Source organism: Streptomyces sp. 35G-GA-8 (assembly GCF_023534745.1).
GTDB lineage: Bacteria > Actinomycetota > Actinomycetes > Streptomycetales > Streptomycetaceae > Streptomyces.
This window is the reverse complement of record NZ_JAMHJQ010000019.1, coordinates 23,431-42,779: the sequence shown is the minus strand read 5'-3', so window position 1 is coordinate 42,779 and position 19,349 is coordinate 23,431. Positions and strand designations below refer to the sequence as shown.

Annotated in this window: 14 protein-coding genes; 7 read left to right on the top strand and 7 right to left on the bottom strand. The window is 70.5% G+C overall.

Annotated elements, in window-relative coordinates; translation table 11 throughout:
• Positions 1-74 precede the first annotated feature (74 nt).
• Positions 75-998, bottom strand: coding sequence for an SDR family oxidoreductase (locus tag M1203_RS33310; protein WP_249953581.1), 924 nt, complete (start codon positions 996-998; stop codon positions 75-77).
• Between the two features lie 85 nt (positions 999-1,083).
• On the opposite strand from M1203_RS33310, the gene M1203_RS33305 reads away from it, so the two are divergent.
• A complete protein-coding gene (locus M1203_RS33305) occupies positions 1,084-1,650 on the top strand; it encodes a TetR/AcrR family transcriptional regulator (protein WP_249953580.1) in 567 nt (188 codons plus the stop codon).
• A 90-nt stretch (positions 1,651-1,740) separates the two neighbouring features.
• Here M1203_RS33305 and M1203_RS33300 read toward each other — a convergent pair whose 3' ends face one another.
• The 3 genes from M1203_RS33300 to M1203_RS33290 all read right to left on the bottom strand — a co-directional run bounded on the left by M1203_RS33300 (position 1,741) and on the right by M1203_RS33290 (position 4,871).
• Positions 1,741-2,622: an MBL fold metallo-hydrolase gene (locus M1203_RS33300; RefSeq protein WP_249953579.1), complete on the bottom strand. Its 882-nt coding sequence runs from the start codon at positions 2,620-2,622 to the stop codon at positions 1,741-1,743.
• A 243-nt stretch (positions 2,623-2,865) separates the two neighbouring features.
• Complete coding sequence (locus tag M1203_RS33295; protein ID WP_249953578.1) at positions 2,866-3,564, bottom strand: response regulator transcription factor; 699 nt, start codon at positions 3,562-3,564, stop codon at positions 2,866-2,868.
• Positions 3,561-4,871, bottom strand: a complete 1,311-nt coding sequence (locus tag M1203_RS33290; protein WP_249953658.1) for a sensor histidine kinase — start codon at positions 4,869-4,871, stop codon at positions 3,561-3,563. The genes M1203_RS33295 and M1203_RS33290 overlap by 4 nt, the downstream gene beginning before the upstream one ends.
• A gap of 214 nt (positions 4,872-5,085) precedes the next feature.
• Here M1203_RS33290 and M1203_RS33285 point away from each other — a divergent pair, with 214 nt between their 5' ends.
• The 4 genes from M1203_RS33285 to M1203_RS33265 all read left to right on the top strand — a co-directional run bounded on the left by M1203_RS33285 (position 5,086) and on the right by M1203_RS33265 (position 10,409).
• Entirely contained in the window at positions 5,086-5,793 is a 708-nt protein-coding gene (locus tag M1203_RS33285; RefSeq protein ID WP_249953577.1) for an ABC transporter ATP-binding protein, read from the top strand.
• Positions 5,790-8,141, top strand: a complete 2,352-nt coding sequence (locus tag M1203_RS33280) for an FtsX-like permease family protein (RefSeq protein ID WP_249953576.1) — start codon at positions 5,790-5,792, stop codon at positions 8,139-8,141. The genes M1203_RS33285 and M1203_RS33280 overlap by 4 nt, the downstream gene beginning before the upstream one ends.
• A 401-nt stretch (positions 8,142-8,542) precedes the next feature.
• Positions 8,543-9,052, top strand: coding sequence for a GNAT family N-acetyltransferase (locus M1203_RS33270; RefSeq protein WP_249953575.1), 510 nt, complete (start codon positions 8,543-8,545; stop codon positions 9,050-9,052).
• 388 nt (positions 9,053-9,440) lie between these two features.
• Positions 9,441-10,409, top strand: coding sequence for an alpha/beta hydrolase (locus tag M1203_RS33265; RefSeq protein ID WP_249953574.1), 969 nt, complete (start codon positions 9,441-9,443; stop codon positions 10,407-10,409).
• A gap of 85 nt (positions 10,410-10,494) precedes the next feature.
• Here the strand turns inward: M1203_RS33265 and M1203_RS33260 are convergent, their stop codons facing one another.
• The 3 genes from M1203_RS33260 to M1203_RS33250 all read right to left on the bottom strand — a co-directional run bounded on the left by M1203_RS33260 (position 10,495) and on the right by M1203_RS33250 (position 14,687).
• Entirely contained in the window at positions 10,495-12,783 is a 2,289-nt protein-coding gene (locus tag M1203_RS33260; RefSeq protein WP_249953573.1) for a xanthine dehydrogenase family protein molybdopterin-binding subunit, read from the bottom strand.
• A 223-nt stretch (positions 12,784-13,006) separates the two neighbouring features.
• Positions 13,007-13,588, bottom strand: a complete 582-nt coding sequence (locus M1203_RS33255) for a hypothetical protein (protein ID WP_249953572.1) — start codon at positions 13,586-13,588, stop codon at positions 13,007-13,009.
• 145 nt (positions 13,589-13,733) lie between these two features.
• On the bottom strand, positions 13,734-14,687 hold the full coding sequence (locus M1203_RS33250; RefSeq protein WP_249953571.1) for a helix-turn-helix transcriptional regulator: 954 nt from the start codon (positions 14,685-14,687) through the stop codon (positions 13,734-13,736).
• A gap of 118 nt (positions 14,688-14,805) precedes the next feature.
• On the opposite strand from M1203_RS33250, the gene M1203_RS33245 reads away from it, so the two are divergent.
• A complete protein-coding gene (locus tag M1203_RS33245; RefSeq protein WP_249953570.1) occupies positions 14,806-15,849 on the top strand; it encodes an NAD(P)-dependent alcohol dehydrogenase in 1,044 nt (347 codons plus the stop codon).
• A 273-nt stretch (positions 15,850-16,122) separates the two neighbouring features.
• Positions 16,123-19,338: a hypothetical protein gene (locus tag M1203_RS33240; protein ID WP_249953569.1), complete on the top strand. Its 3,216-nt coding sequence runs from the start codon at positions 16,123-16,125 to the stop codon at positions 19,336-19,338.
• The last annotated feature ends 11 nt before the right edge of the window (positions 19,339-19,349 follow it).

Sequence of the window (19,349 nt, the reverse complement as noted above, 5' to 3'; positions counted from 1 at the left end):
CTCCGCCAGGCGGGTCCGGGTCTCCGTCACCACGGCCGAGCAGCCGCCCCGACGTGGTGTGTCCTCGCCGCCGGTCAGGTGGCGGTGGCCGGGGTGTGGAAGTAGTGGCCCTTGTCGAGATCTTCGAGGAGGCCGGGTCGGGTCGGCCGCCAGTCCAGCAGTTCGCGGGTCAGGGTGTTGGACGCCGGGGTGTCAAGGCCGACGAAGGCGCTCAGCCAGGTGAAGTGCTCGGCCGAGGCCCGGGGGGTCACGGAGGTCACCGGCACGTCGAGGTGGCGGCCGATCACCTCGGCGATATCGCGGATCGCGACGCCCTCCTCCGCGACACCGTGCAGCACCGATCCGGCGGGGGCCTTCTCGACGGCCTGACGGAACAGCCGTGCCGCGTCAAGGCGGTGGACGGCAGGCCAGCGGTTGGCGCCGTCGCCGATGTAGCCGGAGACGCCTGTGGCGCGGGCGATGGCGACGAGGGTCGCGATGAAGCCCTGGTCCCCTTCGCCGTGGCAGGTCGGGGACAGCCGCACCACGGATGAGCGCACGCCGCGCGGCGCGAGCGCGAGCACCGCCTGGGCGGTGGCCGCGCGCAGCGAGACCGGTGAGCCGTCGAGGGCGGGCATGTCCCGCTCGGTCGCCAGGCGTCCGGGCGTGACGCCGCCCACGCCGGAGGCGACGACGAAGGGACGGTCGGTGCCGGCGAGCGCGTCGCCGAAGGTGTCGACGGCCCGACGGTCGGCCTCGGCGGCGCCCTGGAAGTCGCCGGTGAAGGCGATGTCGTGCTTGAAGGCGAGGTGAATCACCCCGTCGGACGCGGTGGCCGCGTCCCGCAGGACCCCGAGGTCGTCGACGGTGCCGCGGACGGCCTCCGCCCCGGCGGCGGTGAGCGCGGCGGCGGAGGCGTCGGAACGGGCGAGCCCGACGACCTGGTGCCCCGCGTCGATGAGCTCGGGTACGACGGCGGAGCCGATGAAGCCGGACGCGCCCGTCATGAAGATACGCATGGGAGGAGCCCCAAACTGTTGATGTCAGTTGCTGTCATCGACGGTACACCTGATGTCATCCACTGTCATCGCGTAGGATCTCCGCATGGGCAGATGGGAGCCGAACGCACGGGGGCGCCTGGCGGAAGCGGCGTTGGGGCTCTACAGCGAGCATGGGTTCGAGCAGACCACCGTGGCGGAGATCGCCAAACGGGCGGGGCTCACGGAGCGGACCTTCTTCCGGCACTACGCGGACAAGCGTGAGGTGCTGTTCGCGGGCTCCGGCGAGTTGCGGGAACTGTTCGTGCGGGCGGTCGCCGACGCCCCGGAGTCCGCGGCGCCGATCGACGCGCTGGCGCTGGGACTTGACGCGGTCTCCGGGGTATTCGTCGACCGCCGTGAGTTCGCGCGGAAGCGCCAGGCCGTCATCGTGGCGAACGCGGAGCTCCTGGAGCGCGAGTTGATCAAGCTCGCGTCGATTTCGGCCGCGCTCGGCGACACCCTGCGCCGACGCGGTGTCGCGGAGCCGGCCGCGAGCCTGGCCGCAGAGGCGGGGGTCGCCGTCTTCAAGGTGGGCTTCGAACGTTGGATCATGCCGGCCGAGAAACGGGAGATGGCGCAGGTGATGCGGGAGTCGCTGGACGAGCTCAAGGCCGTGATCGCGGGCGGCTGAGGCGTATCCGGTCGCTCTGCGCGGATCAGCCGGCGGCGGCCTCGCCATGGCCCGCCGGACTCGTGGGGGGCTCCGTCCGTGAGACGGGCCTCATGCGAGTGCTCTGGGGGTGGGCAGCACTGTCTCTGTCTCAACGGGCACCCACTGCGTGCCGATCAGGCGCCCGAACGCCTGGTCACCGAAGTGGAAGGCGAAGCCGATCGTCCCTGACCGCGCGAGTTCCCCGGCGATGCGCTCGCGCGCCGTTATGACCGCGGCGGCGTCGGAGTCGGGGCGCGACCCCCAGTGCGGATGCGCGATCTGCGCCGGGATGTGGAAGACATCGCCGAAGACCACGACCCGCTCGTCCCCGGCGGTGATCACATACGAGGTGTGGCCGGGAGAATGTCCCGGCGTCACCAGGGCATGCACGCCATCAAAGATCTCGTCACCGTGGGAGATCAGGGCGTGGCCGTTCTTCATCGGCTCGATGGTCTCCTGCGCCGGTGCGCCGGGAACTGTCTCGCCACGGCCGTGCGGAGCCCACTCTTCGGCGGCGACGAGATACCGCGCGTTGGGGAAGAATTTCCGTGGTGTGAAGGCCCAGCCGGTGTGATCGACGTGCAGGTGGGTGAAGGCGACGCTCTCGATGTCCTGCGGGGCGACACCCAGCGCGGCAAGGGTTTCCGGGAGCGCGCCGGAATTCGTGTGTCCGACAGGCTCTCCGGAGACCCTGGTCGGCCCGGACACCGGTCCGAGACCGGCGTCGATGAGCAGACGGCGGCCGTCGCGCTCCACGAGCAGTCCTCCCGCCGACATGGCGACGAAGCCGTGCTCGTCGAGCGTCTCCGGATGCTCCTGCCAGTATTCCGCGGGTATCGAGGGGAAGAAGCTCTCCGGCAGTATGCCCATTGCCCCGTCGACGACATAGGTGAGGCGGGTATCGCCCAGCGTGAGTGAGCGGACGGCGGACTGTTCGTTGAGCGCACCCATGATTCGTGCCTGCTCCCTCGGTATGCGGTTGTACCGGGCCGGCGCCGTCGGCCACGTGCCGTCCGTCGTGCCTCGCCTTGGACATCATGCGGGAACACGGCTTTCTCCGGAACCTGTTCGGCCGCGGTCAGTTCGTACGGGACGGGGCAAGCGGTCGTACGCGACCGGCTCCGGGTGTCCAGGAGGAACATCGTCCGTCTCGGTTTCGGTCCACGTCTTGCTCGGGTCCACGTCCGCTCGGGTCTATGTCTGCTCCGTCGACCGCTGGGCGGCCTCGTGTGCGCCGGCGCTGACCAGCCCTGTCTCGTAGGCGACGATGACGGCCTGAACACGGTCACGGAGCCCGAGTTTGGCGAGGATGCGGGCGACGTGCGTTTTCACGGTCGCCTCGGCCAGGTGGAGGCGCGTGGCGAGTTCGGCGTTGCTCAGTCCTCGGGCGAGCAGGCCGAGGACCTCCAGTTCGCGCGGGGTGAGCGTGGCGAGGTTGCGGTGGAGGGCGGCGGTCTCGCCGCCGCGCTGGGTGAACCGCTGCACGAGGCGGCGCGTGATGGCGGGCGCGAGGAGAGCGTCGCCGGTACGCACCGTGCGGACGGCCGCGGTCAGCTGCTCGGGGGTGACGTCCTTGAGGAGGAAGCCGCTGGCCCCGGCGGACAGTGCCGCGTAGACATACCGGTCGAGGTCGAAGGTCGTCAGGATGATGACCCGGGGTTCGCCCGGGGCGCCGGTGAGGATGCGGCGGGTGGCCTCCAAGCCGTCCATCTCGGGCATCCGGACATCCATCAGGACCACATCGGGCCGGCCGCGGCGGACCGCTTCGACGGCTTCGGCTCCGTTGGCCGCCTCGCCGACGACGTCCACGCCGTCGGCGTTGAGGATCATCCGGAATCCGGTACGGACCAGTGTCTGGTCGTCGGCGAGGAGCACACGCAGCGGCTCGGTCACGGGGCCTCCAGGGGGATCAGTGCTTCCACACGGTAGCCACCGGTCACGCGTCGGCCGGTGTTCAGGATTCCGTCGTAGACGGCGAGACGCTCGCGCAGGCCGATCAGACCCCGGCCGTTACCGCTGGGCGCGCCCGTGCCCGGCTGTCCACCGGTGTCGGTGACTTCCACCCGGAGCCGTTCCGGGCCGAATTCGACGGTCACGGCGGCGCTGGCGCCGGACGCGTGCTTCACGGTGTTGGTCAGCGCTTCCTGGATCACGCGGTAGGCGGCGAGTTCGAGGCCGGGCGGAAGAGGACGGGGCGGGCCGGTCACGGTCAGATCGACGGGCAGTCCGGTGTCCCGGACCCGCCCGACCAGCGTTTCCAGCTGGCCCAGGCCGGGTTGCGGGGTCAACTCCGCCTCCCTGGCGGCCAGGTCCGCGCTTCCGTCCGTCTCCGCGCCCTCGTCGGCCATGGTGAGCAGTCCCATGACATGGCGCAGCTCGGTCATGGCGGCCCGCCCGCCCGCCTCGACGGCGAGCAGCGCCTCGCCGGCCTGCTCGGGGGAGGTGCCCATGATCTTGCGGGCGGCCCCCGCCTGGATGATCATCACGCTGACGTTGTGTGTGACGACGTCGTGCAGTTCACGGGCGATCCTGGCCCGCTCATGCTCGACGGCCCGGCGCAGCGCCTCGGCCTGTTCGCGTTCCAGGGCGGAGAGCCGGGTGCGGCCCTCGTCGGTCCGGAGTTTCCACGTACGCAGGCCGACGGCGGCCACGGCCATCGGGACCAGGATCAGCAGGGCGATGTATTCGTTGGGGACGATCGGTGTCACCGAGTTCCCCGAGGTGCCGACCAGGATGACCGACACCGGCAGTGCCGCCAGGGTCGCCACCCGGTACGGGCTGTACACGGCGGCGCTGTAGACGGTGATGACGAACGCGTAGAAGGTCAGCCGCAGAACGCTCTGCGGTGTCGCCAGTGTCGCGGCCGTCACGACGCACAGCACGGCGAGCGGGTAGCGGCGGCGCAGCGCCAGCGCGCCCGAGGCGATGACCGCGAGGGTCACCATGAAGGCCATGCCGCCGTGGCCGGACGGGCGCGGCACGACGCGCAGCACGCCGGGCGCGATCTCACGGATCACGACGTTGTCGGCGTTGTCGATGCCGTAGTAGACGGTGGCGATTCCGAGCGCCAGTGCCACCAGCGTGTCGAACTGCCAGGCGCGCCGGGCGGGTCGTAGCGGTGGAGCGCTCGGCAGCCCGGCGTCGCGGACCGTCCGGCGGGCGGCTTCCCGCAGCCGCTCCAGCGTCGTACTCACGTCCATCACCGGTTCATTGTCGCCGCCGCGCGGACCCGCGGCGTCCGTCCCGGTGGCCATTCCCACCGCCCCGGATACATCACCCGCGTACATCGCAGGGATGACGTTTCCGTGGCTCATCCCAGCGCGGTACCGCAAAGGGTCCGGGCGGGCGACGCGTGCGGGCCGGGCCCGCTCCTAGCGTTCACGCAGCCAACCGCCCCTGTCCAAGGAGCCTTTTATGACCATGTCGTTGATCGAACTGCGTGAGGTGAGCCGCCGGTACGACGACGGCCCGCCCGCTCTGCACGAGGCGTCGCTGAGCGTGCGGCCCGGCGAGGCCGTCGCGATCCTCGGCCCTTCCGGCAGCGGCAAGTCCACGCTGCTCAATCTGATCGCGGGCCTGGACCGGCCCGACACGGGGGCCGTCACCGTGGACGGGGTACGGGTGGATCAGCTGGGCGAAGCCGGCTCCGCGCTCTACCGGCGGTCGAAGATCGGGATGGTCTTCCAGTTCTTCAACCTGCTCGACGATCTGACCGTCACCGACAATGTCGCCCTTCCCGCGCGCCTCGCCGGTATGGCACGTGGCGAGGCGGAACGCCGGACGGCGGAACTCCTGGAACTGCTCGGCATGGACCGGCACGCCCGCGCCTACCCGGGGCGGCTGTCCGGCGGTGAGCGGCAGCGCGTCGCGGTGGCCCGGGCGTTGATGAACCGGCCGGCGCTGCTCCTGGCCGACGAGCCGACCGGGGCCCTGGACACGGCCGCCGGACAGGACGTCAGCAGGCTGCTCACCGAACTCAACGCCGAGGGACAGACCATCGTCGTGGTCACCCACGACCTGGCTCTGGCCCGGTCCTGCACGAACCGTACGGTCCGGATCGCCGACGGCCGGATCACCGAGGACACCCGGCCGGGGGCCGTCACCTCGGAGGCCGTCCGATGAGCGCGCTCGGCAAGGTGGTGCGCTCGGGGGTGAGCCGGCGCAGGGTGCAGACGCTGGTGATCGGGCTCGCCACGATGATGGCGGTGGCCGCCTCCGTTCTCGGCGGAACGCTGCTCGTGGTGTCGGGCGCGCCCTTCGACGACGCCTTCGCCAAGCAGCACGGCGCGCATCTGTCCATGCGGTTCGACGCGAGCAAGGTGAGTGCCGGTCAGTTGTCGAAGTCCAAGGAAGCCGAAGGGGTGAGCGATGCGGCCGGACCGTTCCGTACGGCGACGGTCGCCCCGCGAGCGAACGGGGCGGGCCCCGGGGGGCCGATGATGACCGTGGTCGGCAGGGGCGATCCCGGCCGGGACGTGGACGAGGTGGCACTGCTCGAAGGGCGATGGCCCACGCGCCCCGGCGAGATCGTGCTGTCCGCCGACTCCTCGCTCTTCCCGACCATGGGCATGGAGATCGACTTCCCCGATCTGGCCGGCGGTCCCACACTGACGGTGGTCGGTGTGGCCCGCTCGGTCACGCGGACCGCCGACGCCTGGGTGGTTCCGTCCCAGATGCCGGCGCTCACCGCGCCCGGCAGCGGCGGCTACCAGATGCTCTACCGCTTCACCGACGCGGACACCGCCGCGCGGATCACCGCGGGCGGCAAGGCCGTGACGGAACAGCTGCCGCCGGGATCGACCCTCGGCAAACAGTCATGGCTCGCCGTCAAGAAGACCGCCGAGCGCGACACCGCCCTCTACGTCCCGTTCCTCATCGCGTTCGGCGCCCTCGGCCTGGTCATGTCGGTGCTCATCGTCGGCAACGTGGTCGCGTCGGCCGTCGGCACGAGCACGCGGCGCATCGGCGTTCTCAAGGCCATCGGACTCACCCCGGCCCAGGTCGTGCGGGCCTACGTGGGGCAGGCGCTGATCCCGGCCGCCGTCGGCACGGCCCTCGGTGTCCTCGCCGGTCATCTGCTCGCCGTCCCCGTACTGGCCGAGACCGAGGAGGTCTACGGCACCTCGTCCCTGGCCGTCGCCCCCTGGGTCGATCTGACGGTGATCGGCGGGGTGCTCGCACTGGTGGCGGCGACCGGGTGGGCGAGTGCCTGGCGGGCCGGGCGGCTGCGCACGGTGGACGCGCTCGCCGTCGGGCGTACCGCTGCCACGGGGCGCGGCCGATGGGCGGCCCGGCTGGCCGGACGGCTGCCGCTGCCGCGGCCGGTCGCTCTGGGCCTGGCCCGGCCCTTCGCTCGGCCCGCCCGCGCGCTGGCAGCGGGCACGGCGATCCTGTTCGGCGCCATCGCCGTCACGTTCACCGTGGGAATGAGCGCCTCGCTCGGCCAGGTGATGAAAGCCAGGGCCCACGACGTCGCCGATGTCGTCGTGCCGGCACCCTTTCCCGACTTCGGACTCCAAGGCCCTCGCCCCGAGAAGCAGCCCAAGGCCGATCCCACGGCGGTCGCCGCGGCCGTCGAGGCCGCCGCCGGAACCGGGAAGTACTACAGCGCCGCGACGGTACGGACGACCGTGTCCGGCCTGTCCGGCACCATCGACGTGATCGCCTTCACCGGCGACGCCTCCTGGGGCGGCTACACGATGGTCTCGGGCCGCTGGATCGACAGGCCGGGCGAGGGCGTGGTCCCCACCCCTTTCCTGACCGCCACCGGCACCCGCGTCGGCGACACCGTCACCCTGAACGGCCTGTCCGAGCCGGTCACGGTCCGGATCGTCGGTGAGGTCCTCGACCCCCGTAACGACGGCATGCAGGTCTTCACCGACGCCTCGACCCTCACCGCCGCGGATCCCGACCTGACGGAGACGAGCCATCACATCGCGGTCACGTCGGGCACCGACGTGACCGGCTACGTCGACGCGCTGAACAAGGATCTGGCACCGCTCGGGGCCACGGCCCGGGCCGGCGGGCTCGACGCGGGCGGCGACATGGTCGTCACGCTCAACGCGCTGTCCGCGATCCTCACGCTGATGCTCGTCGCCGTCGCCGCGCTCGGCGTTCTGAACGGTGTGCTGCTCGACACCCGCGAGCGCGTCCGGGAGATCGGAGTCCACAAGGCGCTCGGCATGACCCCCCGGCAGACCGTCGCGATGATCCTCACCTCTGTCGTGGTGACCGGACTGGTCGCGGGCGCGCTGGGCGTGCCGCTCGGCGTGGCGCTGCACGGCTGGGTCCTCCCCGCGATGGGCGAGAGTGTGGGGCTCCGCCTCCCCGGTTCCGTCATGGCCGTCTACCAGGGTGCCGAACTGCTGTCGCTCGCGTTCGGCGGCCTGCTCATCGCCACCCTGGGCGCACTCCTGCCCGCCGGCTGGGCCGCCAGGACCCGTACCGCCACGGCCCTGCGCACGGAATAGGAGGTCAGGTCCTGTGCGCGTCCGGGTCGGGGATCAGCCCCGGCTCGGCGGCCGAGGCGAGCTGCCGCGCGAACTGCTCGGCACCGTCGGCCAGTGTCCCCCCGCGGCCGACGGGTGTGCCCGTGGGTCATGCGGCGCAACAGTGGGTAGCGGACCGCCCGTTCACAGGGGCCCAATGCCCCGATGATATGGTTACCCGCGTTCGTATTGGATCCAGATCGAGGAAGCGGGGAGGTGGGGTTGATGACCGCGCTCAAGGCCACCGGTGCCATGCGCTCCGCCCGGACCGTCCTCACGTCCCGGGCCCTGGCCTGACCCTCATCCGGATTCGTCCCGCTGGGAGCGTGAGCTCGCGGGGCGGTACCCATACGAACCCACCATGAAACGGATCTCCATCCACCGTGAGCATCAACTGGATCACACGCGCTGAGACCAGCGCCGACATCCCGGCCATTCGCGAGATCAACCTCGCCGCGTTCGACACTCCGTTGGAGGCGGACCTCGTCGAGGCCCTGCGCGCCGACCCCTCGTGGATCGATGGTCTGTCCATCGTCGCCACCGACCACGACGGCGCTCTCATCGGCCACGCGCTGCTGACCCGCTGCCACATCGACGACACCCCGGCCCTGTGTCTGGGTCCTGTCGCCGTTCGGCCCGAGTACCAGAGGACCGGCGCGGGCTCCGCGGCGATCCGCGCGTCATTGCGGGCCGCCGAGCAGTTGGGCGAACACTTCGTCACTGTCCTCGGGCACCCGGAGTACTACCCGCGGTTCGGCTTCACCCGCGCGTCCACGTACGGCATCGGACTCAGCATCGACGTCCCGGACGAGGCCATGATGGCCCTCACCCTCGACGCCGACCACCCGCTGCCCGGCGGAACCGTCCACTACGCCGCACCGTTCGGCATCTGACCAAACCGCCGCACCGTTCGGCATCTGACCAAACCGCCGTGCCGGGGCTCGGGCTCCACAGGCGAGCCCCGGCCCGGCGGGTGGTTCTCCGGGCCGGGGCCCGCCCGGCGCGGGCGCGTTGCGCGGGGCGGGGCCCGGCCCGGAGAACCACCCGCCGGGCCGGGGCTCGCCTGGGGAGCCGGAGCCCCGCCACGGCGGGTGGTTCTCCGGGCCGGGCCACGCCCGGCGCGTTCGAGTTGCGCGGGGCGTGGCCCCCTGGAACATGGCGAGAGGAGCGAATTTCCGACGTCGGCCGCGTGATCCTCGTGCCATGGGCCCCGCCCATCGGTGGCGGCCGGTGAGCCGGGCTTCCTCACCATCCGTTCGCGCGACCACACAGGAGACCGTCATGGCCGAGCTGCCCCCTCCGCCCACCCCAGTCCTCGAACCCGCCGCGAAGGAGCTCACCGAGGCCACATCGCCGCATCCGAGGATCTACGAGGTCCCCCCGGAGCAGGGCAGGGACATCCTCGCCGGGCTCCAGACCGGCAAAGGCGTCGACAAGCCGGAGATCGACGAGGAGTGGGTGACGGTCGAGGCGGGCGAGTACGGCAGGGTCCGCACCCGGATCGTCCGTCCCAAGGGCGCCGCCGGGGATCTGCCGGTCATCCTCTATATCCACGGGGCCGGCTGGGTCTTCGGCGACGAGAACACCCACGACCGTCTCGTACGGGAACTCGCCACCGGAGCGAACGCCGCCGCGGTCTTCCCCGTCTACGACCGGGCACCCGAGGCCAAGTACCCGACCCAGATCGAGCAGAACTGGGCCGTCGGCGAGTGGGTCGTGAAGCACGGTGCCGAGCATGGTCTCGACGCCTCCCGCATCGCGGTCTGCGGTGACTCGGTGGGCGGCAACATGGCCGCGGTCTTCGCCCTCATGGCCAAGGACCGCGGTGACGTGGGCTTGAGGGCGCAGGTGCTGCTGTACCCGGTCACCAACGCCGGCTTCGACACGGCGTCGTACCTCCAGTTCGCGGACGGCTACTACCTGACGCGGGACGGCATGATCTGGTTCTGGGACCAGTACACGACCGACCCGAAACAGCGGGCAGAGCCCTACGCCTCCCCGCTGCGGGCGAGCGCCGGCCAGCTCAAGGGCCTGCCACCGGCCCTTGTCATCACCGACGAGGCCGACGTCCTGCGCGACGAGGGCGAGGCCTACGCGGCGAAGCTCCGCGAGGCCGGTGTCGACGTGACCGCGGTGCGTGTGGAGGGCATCGTCCACGACTTCATGATGCTCGACAGCCTCCGGGGGTGCCACGCCACCAATGTGGCCCGTGAACTCGCCATCAGCGCTCTGAAGAAGGCGCTGGCCTGAATCGGCCGGAGGCTGACGGACGGGCTTGAGCGGCAGGGCGGGGGGCGGACGGAGGCGGGCCGGCCGGTCGGCCGAACGCGCCGGCTCACCCGTCCTGCGGCGGCAGGCTCGGCAGGAGTTGTTCCAGCGTGACGGGGAAGTGCCGGACGCGCACACCCGTCGCGTTGAACACCGCGTTGGCGACCGCCGCGCCCGCGCCGCAGATGCCCAGTTCGCCGACGCCCTTGGCACCGAGGGGGTTGGCCTTGTCGTCGGAGCCTTCGAGGATGACGGCGTCGATCTCGGGGACATCGGCGTGGACGGGCACCAGGTACTGCGCGAGATCCCGGTTGACGAACGCGCCGGAGCGTACGTCGACGACCAACGCTTCCTCAAGGGCCATCCCCAGCCCCCAGATCATCCCGCCCATGAGCTGCGAGTGTGCCGTCTTGGCGTTGAGGACGCGGCCCACCGAGAAGACGCCCAGCATCCGGCGGAGCCGGATCTCGGCCGTGTCGACATCGACGCCGACTTCCGCGAACTGGGCTCCGTAGGTGTTGATCGAGTAGGCCGCGTAGTGCGGATCCTCCCTCGCGGACGGCGTCACGCCCTCCGCCTCCATGTCCCCACCCCCCGGCCGCACACGCGCCACGATCTCGCCCAGCCCCTCCGACACACCATCGATACGCGCCCTGCCGTCCGCGAACACCGCGGCCGACGGGTCCCGGCCGTACAGCGGGGAACGCTCGTCGCCGCACGCCGCGGCCAGCAGCTTCGCGCGCAGGGCCGCGCACGCGTGGAAGACCGCGGTGCTCGAATTGCCCGCGCCCCACGAGCCGCCGGACCCCGCGCTGACAGGGAACTCGGAACGCCCCAGCTCCACCCGTACCCGCTCGGGCGGCAGGCCCAGCCCGTCGGCGGCGACCTGGGTCAGCGCCGTGTACGTCCCCGTGCCCAGGTCTGTCATGTCCGACAGCACGAGGGCGCTGCCGTCCGCCGCCACGCGGACCCGTACCCTCGTCGCCGCCTGAGGATGCGGACGGATCGCGCAGGCGACGCCGTAACCGACCAGCCACTGACCCTCCCGCAGGCTCGCCGGCTTCGCCGCGCGGTGCTTCCAGCCGAAGCGGCGCTCCCCTTCGCGCAGACAGTCCACGAGATGACGTTCGCTGAACGGCACGCCTCGCTCGGGATCGAGCTCCGGCTCGTTACAAATGCGCAGCTCCACCGGGTCCATCGACAGCTCATGCGCCAGTTCGTCCATCGCCGACTCGACCGCCAGCAGCCCCGGCCCGTGACCAGGGGCGCGTACGTCCTCCCCCCGGGGCAGATCGAGCGATGTCAGCCGGTGGCTCGTCGCCCGGTCGGGGGCCGCGTAGAGGCTGCGCGTCGTGGCGGCGATCTGCTCCGCGTACTCCACGTCGGGGTTGGTCTGGATCGTGATGTCGTGGGCGATCGCGACCAGCCTGCCGTCCCGCCCCGAGCCGAGGCGGACATGCTGGTGCGACGCGGGGCGCACCCCGACGAGGGGGAAGGTCTGCTGCCGGGTCAGCGCGATCTTGACCGGCCGGCCCAGCGCGCGGGCGGCGATCGCCGCCAGGATCGTCTCGTAGTGGACACGCAGCTTGGAACCGAATCCCCCGCCGACATACGGGCTGGCGATATGGATCCGCTCCTCGTCCATCAGCAGCGTGGTGGCGATGGACGTACGGGCCGACTCCACGATCTGGACACTGGTGTGGACGATCAGATCCTCGCCGCGCGGCACGACGAGACACGCGTGCGGCTCCAGGGGCTGGGCGGACTGGCACGACGTCGTGTAGTACCGATCGATCCTGACCTCCGCGGCGGCGAACCCGCTCTCGATATCACCCACCGCCGTGTCGGCCGCGAGGCCGATCTTCATCTTGTGCGGCGGGTGGGCCTGATCCAGACGCGCGGCGAGATCGTAGTGTCCCCGCTCGACGGCGTACGAGACGTCGACAGCGCCGGCCGCCGCCCGCGCCTGTTCGAGGGTGGTCGCGACGACGAGCGCCACGGGTTCACCGTGGAAGTGGATATCGGGGCTGGTCAGGGCGGGAAAGGCGCGCGGAAACTCCAGGAACGTGGAGTCGTTCCAGACGCCCTGCGGCGGGGCGTTGTGATGGGTCATCACCATACGTACGCCGGGGAGGCGTTCGGCGCACGCGGTGTCGATGCGTGTGATCCGGCCCTTGCCGATGGTCGCGCCGACGATGTACCCGTAGAGCGTCGGCCCGGCTTCCTGGCGCTGCTGAGCTTCCCACTCCTCGTACACATAGGTGGCGCGGCCGGTGACCTTCAGCGGGCCGTCGACGCGATTGAGCGGCCGGCCGGTCACCGCGGTTTCCCGCACGTTCCCCACGGCTTTCTCCACCACGGCCTCCTCATCCCGCCCGGGTGGCCTGGTCCGGCGCCGGCCGCTTGACTCCGCGCGGTTCCGCGTCTCCGGTTCCTCGTGTACTCCTGACGCGCAGTCAGATGCGAAAGGGCTTCGGGGCACAGGGCGCTCTGGCCGCCGCCCGCATTCGACATGACGTACAGCCTTCACCGTAACCCCGTCGCGGAGGACCCGAAACTTGACGGATCAGGCGCCGACGTCACCGGCCGGAAGGGGGGTGGAGGTCCCTCAGTCCATTGTCGTCCAGGGCGTCCCGGGCGGCCTCGATGAATGCCGACAGGCTCTCCATCAGAGGTTGAACCGTCTGCTCGAACGAGATGAGCAGGGCATCGGTGTGCGGTGGCAGTTTCGCGGCCGGATCCTCCTCGTGATCTTCTCTGATATGTCCCAGCTCCACACAGAGGGAAGAGATCACGTCGGCGGACTGGGCCAGTTCCTCCGCGAGCGTCGACACATGCTTGGGACCTGCCAGGGCGATGTCGAACCATACGGATTTCATGTCCGACGCCCGGTCCCGGCAGCCACGCACATAGGCGCTCGTGAAATCGGCGAGTGCGTGGGGCCCGGGTTCCCGCTGTCCGATCGCCTTCCGCAGCCCCTCCGTCGCGGCGATGAAGGCCCGGTAGACCGCGAGGCGTGGTTCACGGCGCTGTCTGTGGTGTTCGGTGTGGGCCGCGATCCGGGCCGTCTCGCGCTGGGAGCGGCCGGTGGCGAACGCGGCTCCTATGGTGGCGACCGTAGCGGCCAACGCGCCGCAGACCGCGGCTAATCCTGCGTCCATGACTGTCGAGTGTGACCGCTGCCGACGCCGAACGCGAGACCGCGGGCCCCGGGACCGCATCCGGGACGGGATCCGGGAGGAGATCCGACACGAGACCCGCGGGCAACCCGGCCGGGGCCCGAGCCGGCCCGTTCGCCGCGTGGTTTCAGGGCCCTGATGTCCAGCTCTCCGCGCGGACCGTGTCCGTGCCCCAGCTCGCGAGGATGCGCAGAGCCTCGGCCGACGCGGAGCCCGGCTCCGCGTGGTACACGCACAGATACTGTTCGTGGTCGTCCGGGAGAGACAACGTCTCGTACGCGAGGGTGAGGTCACCGACCAGCGGATGCCGCATCCGCTTCACGCCGTGGCCCTTCTCCTTCACATCGTGCGTGGCCCAGAGCCGCCTGAACTCCTCGCTCTTGACGGAGAGTTCCCCCACGAGCGCCGACAGCTCCGGGTCCTGCGGGTGCTGGCCCGCGTACAGCCTGAGATAGCTGACCATGTCGGATGCCTTGGAGTCCCACTCCAGGAACAGCTCACGGTAGTCGGGGGAGAGGAACGTCAGCCGCGCCCAGTTGCGCTCCGCGGGCGGCAGCTTGCCCCAGTCGCCGAAGAGCGCCGCCGCCATTCGGTTCCAGGCAAGGATCTCCGAGCGCGCCCCGCCGACATACGCGGGCACGCCCTCCATCGACTCCAGCAGCTGCCGCAGCGCCACCCGCACCTGCTGCCGCCTGGGCGCGCGGTACTTCCTCCGCTGCTGCTTCGGCTTGGTGAGATGGGTGAGGTGCGCGTGCTCGGCGTCGGTCAGACGCAGGGCTCGCGCGATCGAGCCGAGTACTTCCGCCGACACATTGCGCCCGTTGCCCTGCTCCAGGCGTGTGTAGTACGCCACCGAGACCCCGGCCAGCTGCGCCAGCTCCTCCCGCCGCAGCCCCGGCACCCGCCTGTGCCGCCCGTGCGAGGGGATTCCCACGTCCTCCGGCTTGAGCCGAGCCCGCCGGGTGCGCAGGAACTCGCTGAGTTCGGCCCGGCCGTCGAGCACGTCGGGGAGGGCTGCCTGTCCGTCGTCCGCGGAGCGATCATCCGCAGAGAGGCCGTTCGCGGAGGGAGTGTCGTCCATGTTCTCCAGTATTCCCCTTCGTACGACCAGGAGCCTGACCCCGCCAGTAGTAGGACCACTGGACGTACGCAAAGCGGTGACCTGGGTGAACACGCCGCGAGAAGGCACTCTCGAAGACATGACCACGACTGTTGCCGCATACGCCGCACCCAGCGCCAAGGCACCGCTGGAGCGCACCACGATTGAGCGCCGCACGGTCGGTGAGTTCGACGTTCTGATCGACATCGAGTTCGCCGGCATCTGCCACTCCGACATTCACCAGGCACGCGAGGGCTGGGGCGAGGCCATCTTCCCGATGGTGCCCGGTCACGAGATCGCAGGCGTCGTCGCCGAGGTCGGTCCCGGCGTGACGAAATTCAAGATCGGCGACAGGGTCGGCGTCGGCTGCATGGTCGACTCCTGCCGCGAGTGCGAGAACTGCCTGGCCGGGCAGGAGCAGCACTGCCTGCGCGGGAACGTCGGCACGTACAACGCCATCGGCCACGATGGCGAGCCCACCTACGGCGGCTACTCACAGAAGGTCGTCGTCGACGAGAACTTCACCGTCCGCATCCCGGACGGGCTGTCACTGGACGTGGCCGCGCCGCTGCTCTGCGCGGGCATCACCACGTACTCCCCGCTCAAGCACTGGGGAGCGGCCCCCGGCAAGAGGGTCGCCGTGATCGGCCTGGGCGGCCTCGGCCACATGGCCGTCAAGATCGCGCACGCCCTCGGCGCCGAGGTCACGGTCCTCTCCCAGTCGCTGCGCAAGAAGGACGACGGCCTGAAGCTGGGCGCCGACCATTACTACGCCACCAGCGACCCGGCCACCTTCGAGAACCTGGCCGGCGCCTTCGACATCATCCTCTCCACGGTGTCGGCGCCCCTGGACTTCGGCGCGTATCTGAGCCTGCTGAAGACCGGCGGTGCCCTGGTGAACGTCGGTGCCCCCGAGGAGCCTGTCGCCCTGAACCTGTTCTCCTTGATCGGTGGCAACAAGACGCTCGCCGGTTCGGCGATCGGCGGCATCGCCGAGACCCAGGAAATGCTCGACTTCTGCGCCGAGCACGGCCTCGGCGCCGAGATCGAGCTGATCGAGGCGAGCCAGATCAACGAGGCGTATGAACGTGTGCTCGCCTCGGACGTGCGCTATCGCTTTGTGATCGACACGGCGACGATCTGAGCCACGCGGCCTCCCCGAGCGAGTAATCGACGCCCTCCCCGGGCTCCGGCGGGATCACCCGGATCCACCGGATCCCGAGGAGGGCGCACCCATGAGCGCCTGGGGGGCGGATTGATGCAGACCTGTCAAGGGAAGCGGGCCTCTTCGTACGGGGAACCACTCAGGAGAGTGAACGTCGGTTCCGGCCACGGCAGTTCGCCCTCATAGTGAAGGAGCGGGCGGCGCGCGGGATCGGGACGCCGCCCGTACTGCCGCCCCCACAGGAGTCTCACCATGGAGCCGCTCTTCCGCCTCGCCCTGCTGCGGCCCGCGGTCGCGCAGGACCCCGACAACCCGAGTGTCGAACTGGCCCAGCAGACGGACTTCCAGCAGGCGTTGGCCGCCGCTTCGAGTGCGGCGGACCCCCGGACCGAACTGCGGCGGGTGGTGGGCGGGTACGTCGCGGGCGCGCTGTTCATCGCCGGACCCGACCAGACTCCGCTGGCCAAGGAGACGGCCAGGTTCGTGGCCGCGCTGGATCGGCTGCCCGCGCCGCCTCCCGGGCGAGCGGCACCCGCCGCCCGCCCGGGCGCCGCCCCGCCCTTCCCGCCCTCACTGCGGGACACCGTGATCGCCGCCGTTCGGGACGCGTACGGAGCCGTACCCGCGGACGTCGTGCAGAGCGCCGCGTACAAGGCCGCTGTCGCCCGCCTCCGGGACAGCGTGCTGGCCATCAAGTACCTGCCCGCCGAGCACACCCGCGCCCTGGAGGAACTCGTCCGCCAGTTGCGCCACCTGGAGATCGTCGCCCGGCTGGTGACACACACCGTTTTCCCTTCCGGCGCGCAGGAGTTGCGGCGGGCCCGCAGACGCCCCCTGCGGCTGCCGAACGAGACGGGCCTCGGACCCGTGACCTCCACCATCGAGGCCGAGCGTGTGCGGCGGGAGAAGGAGGCCGAGGCCGCCAGGGTCCGGCGCGAGCGCGCCGAGCAACTGCTCCGCCTCTACCAGCAGTTGCGTACGGCGATCGGCGAACTCACCGGTCTGGGCGGTGAGCACTTCACTGTCTCCCCGCAGCACGGGTCGGAGCAGGTTATCCCGCCCACCGAATACACCCCGCATGCCGAACTGGCCCGGCAGATCAGCTTCCACAGCCGTCTCTCGGAGGCCAACCTGCGGGCCCTCGCCGGTGGTACCGGATCAGGCGGCGGCACCGGCGGGGGCACTGGCGGCGGCACCGCCCCTGGCGCCGTCCCCGGCGCCGCGGCCGAGGAACCCCCCACACCGGAGCTTCCCGTGGCCGGCGCCGCGGAACTCGCCGGGCAGGTCTTCGGGGCCAGGCCGGACCTGCTCGCCGGCAGCCCCGGTTTCGTCCCGGCGGTCCTGAACGCATTGGGTTTCCGGCTCGGGCCCGACGCAGTACGGCAGGTGTCGGAGGCCACCCGTGCCCTGCTGACGGCACGCGGCATCATCGTGTCGGCCCAGCCGCTGGACCGGATCGTCGCCCTCCTCCAGAGCGAGGTCGACCGCACGGCCGCGGAGCTGGAGAAACTGTTCGGCAAACCCGTCAGGCGCAGTGTGCGGCGCATCGGCGACACGCTGGTCACCACCGCCACACCGCTGCCCTCCGTGTGGAACGCGATCACCATCGGGGACCTGGATCCGATCGAGGAGATCCCGCTGGAGGCGGGCCGTATCCCGACCACCCGGGGCAGCGTGAAGCCGTCCGGCGTCGCCGACCTCCTCGTGGTCCGCCAGCAGTTGATCGGCTACGAGGGCGCCGACATCGCCCATATCGAGAACGTACTCAAGGGCGAGACCAAACTGCGCGAGCACACCAGGCGGGAGGAGACCGAACAGACCACCGTGACCGAAACGGAGACGATCACCTCCGAGGAACGCGAGCTTGAGTCGACCGACCGCTTCGAGATGAGCCGGGAGGCGAGCGCCGTCATCAAGGAGGACGCGGAGCTGAAGGCCGGACTCACCGTCACCGGCAAGTACGGCCCCACGGTGGAGTTCTCGGCCTCCGCGGAAGGCTCCGCCTCCCGGTCGAAGGAGGAGGCGACCAAGTCGGCGTCCACCTTCTCCCAGGACGTGACTCAGCGCAGCGCCAGTAAGATCTCCGAGCGGGTGCTGCAGCGCACCACCTTGCGGATCACCACCGAGGTCACCGAGAAGAACACCCACACTCTCGACAACAGCCCCGGCATCAAGCACATCTCCGGCGTCTACCAGTGGGTGAACAAGGTCTACCGGGCGCAGATGTTCAACTACGGGCTGCGTACCATGTTCGACTTCATGATCCCGGAACCCGCCGCGTTCCTCATCCACACCCTCCAGTCGTCCCACGCGGGCGCCGTCCAGCTGGACAAGCCGCCGGCCTTCACCCTCCAGGCGAATCAGATCGACGCGACGAACTACCACTACTGGGTGCGGCTCTACCAGGCGACGGACGTCACACCGCCGCCCGAGATGTATCTGACCAAGTCCTTCGACTTCAAGGCGGGCGGCGGGGACAGCAAGACCAACTACAACCACTCCGGTCAGGTCACCATCGACGAGGGCTACCAGGCGTTCCAGGGGTCCGTCGCCCACCTCTGCAACATCTGGGAGGGCCAGTACTCCCTGGATGTCGCCGTGGGCCGCAGGACCCACCGGTTCGGCCCGGACAGCGACTGGGTGTGGATCACCATGCTGGACGAGGAGCAGGGCTCGATCCCCGTCGCCGTCGACACCTTCCGCCTCTCGCAGGTGGCGGTCGCCGTCGAGATCAGGTGCCGGCGCACCGAGCGCGCGCTGGACAAATGGCGGGCGGAGACCCACGCCAAGCTGACCACCGCCTACCGCGCCCGCCTCGCGGACTACGAGGAGAAGGTCGCCGCGCTCACCCTGGAGGCCGGTGTCGCCATCGAGGGCCGCAACCCACTGGCCAACCAGGAGCTGATCGCCCAGGAACTGCGGAAGAACTGCGTCAGTATCCTGACCAAGCAGCACTTCGACCTCTTCGACGCGATGCGCGAACGCACCGGCAAGGCCCCGCAGATGGACATCGACGAGGCGGCGGCCGAGGGCGCCTATGTCCGCTTCTTCGAGCAGGCCTTCGAGTGGGAGCACCTGACGTGGGTCGCGTATCCGTACTTCTGGGGCCGCAAGAGCCAATGGGACGAGCGACTCGCCTACGACGACCCCGACCCGCTGTTCAACCAGTTCCTCAAGGCCGGGTACTGCCGGGTCTCGGTCCCCGCCCGCCTCGGTTTCGAAGGCGCCATCGACCACTTCATGAACTTCGGCGAGCTGTGGAACGGCGGCCCCCTCCCGACCGTCTCCAGCCCCCTCTTCCTGCCGATCGCCGACGAGATCGCCGAACGTCTCGACCGCCCCGGCGACGAGATCCCCCAGGGCGAGCAGTGGACCGTACGCATCCCCACCAACCTGGTACGGCTCCGCGCCGACGACGACCTGCCGCGCTGGGTGCAGAACGCCGACGGCGAGTGGGTCGAGGACTGAGGACTGAGGAC

What these genes read in the sequence shown, in the direction of transcription:
- M1203_RS33310 (WP_249953581.1), bottom strand. Translation starts at nt 998, where the DNA reads ATGCGTATCTTCATGACGGGCGCGTCCGGCTTCATCGGCTCCGCCGTC.
- M1203_RS33305 (WP_249953580.1), top strand. Translation starts at nt 1,084, where the DNA reads ATGGGCAGATGGGAGCCGAACGCACGGGGGCGCCTGGCGGAAGCGGCG.
- M1203_RS33300 (WP_249953579.1), bottom strand. Translation starts at nt 2,622, where the DNA reads ATGGGTGCGCTCAACGAACAGTCCGCCGTCCGCTCACTCACGCTGGGC.
- M1203_RS33290 (WP_249953658.1), bottom strand. Translation starts at nt 4,871, where the DNA reads ATGGACGTGAGTACGACGCTGGAGCGGCTGCGGGAAGCCGCCCGCCGG.
- M1203_RS33285 (WP_249953577.1), top strand. Translation starts at nt 5,086, where the DNA reads ATGACCATGTCGTTGATCGAACTGCGTGAGGTGAGCCGCCGGTACGAC.
- M1203_RS33280 (WP_249953576.1), top strand. Translation starts at nt 5,790, where the DNA reads ATGAGCGCGCTCGGCAAGGTGGTGCGCTCGGGGGTGAGCCGGCGCAGG.
- M1203_RS33265 (WP_249953574.1), top strand. Translation starts at nt 9,441, where the DNA reads ATGGCCGAGCTGCCCCCTCCGCCCACCCCAGTCCTCGAACCCGCCGCG.
- M1203_RS33255 (WP_249953572.1), bottom strand. Translation starts at nt 13,588, where the DNA reads ATGGACGCAGGATTAGCCGCGGTCTGCGGCGCGTTGGCCGCTACGGTC.
- M1203_RS33250 (WP_249953571.1), bottom strand. Translation starts at nt 14,687, where the DNA reads ATGGACGACACTCCCTCCGCGAACGGCCTCTCTGCGGATGATCGCTCC.
- M1203_RS33245 (WP_249953570.1), top strand. Translation starts at nt 14,806, where the DNA reads ATGACCACGACTGTTGCCGCATACGCCGCACCCAGCGCCAAGGCACCG.
- M1203_RS33240 (WP_249953569.1), top strand. Translation starts at nt 16,123, where the DNA reads ATGGAGCCGCTCTTCCGCCTCGCCCTGCTGCGGCCCGCGGTCGCGCAG.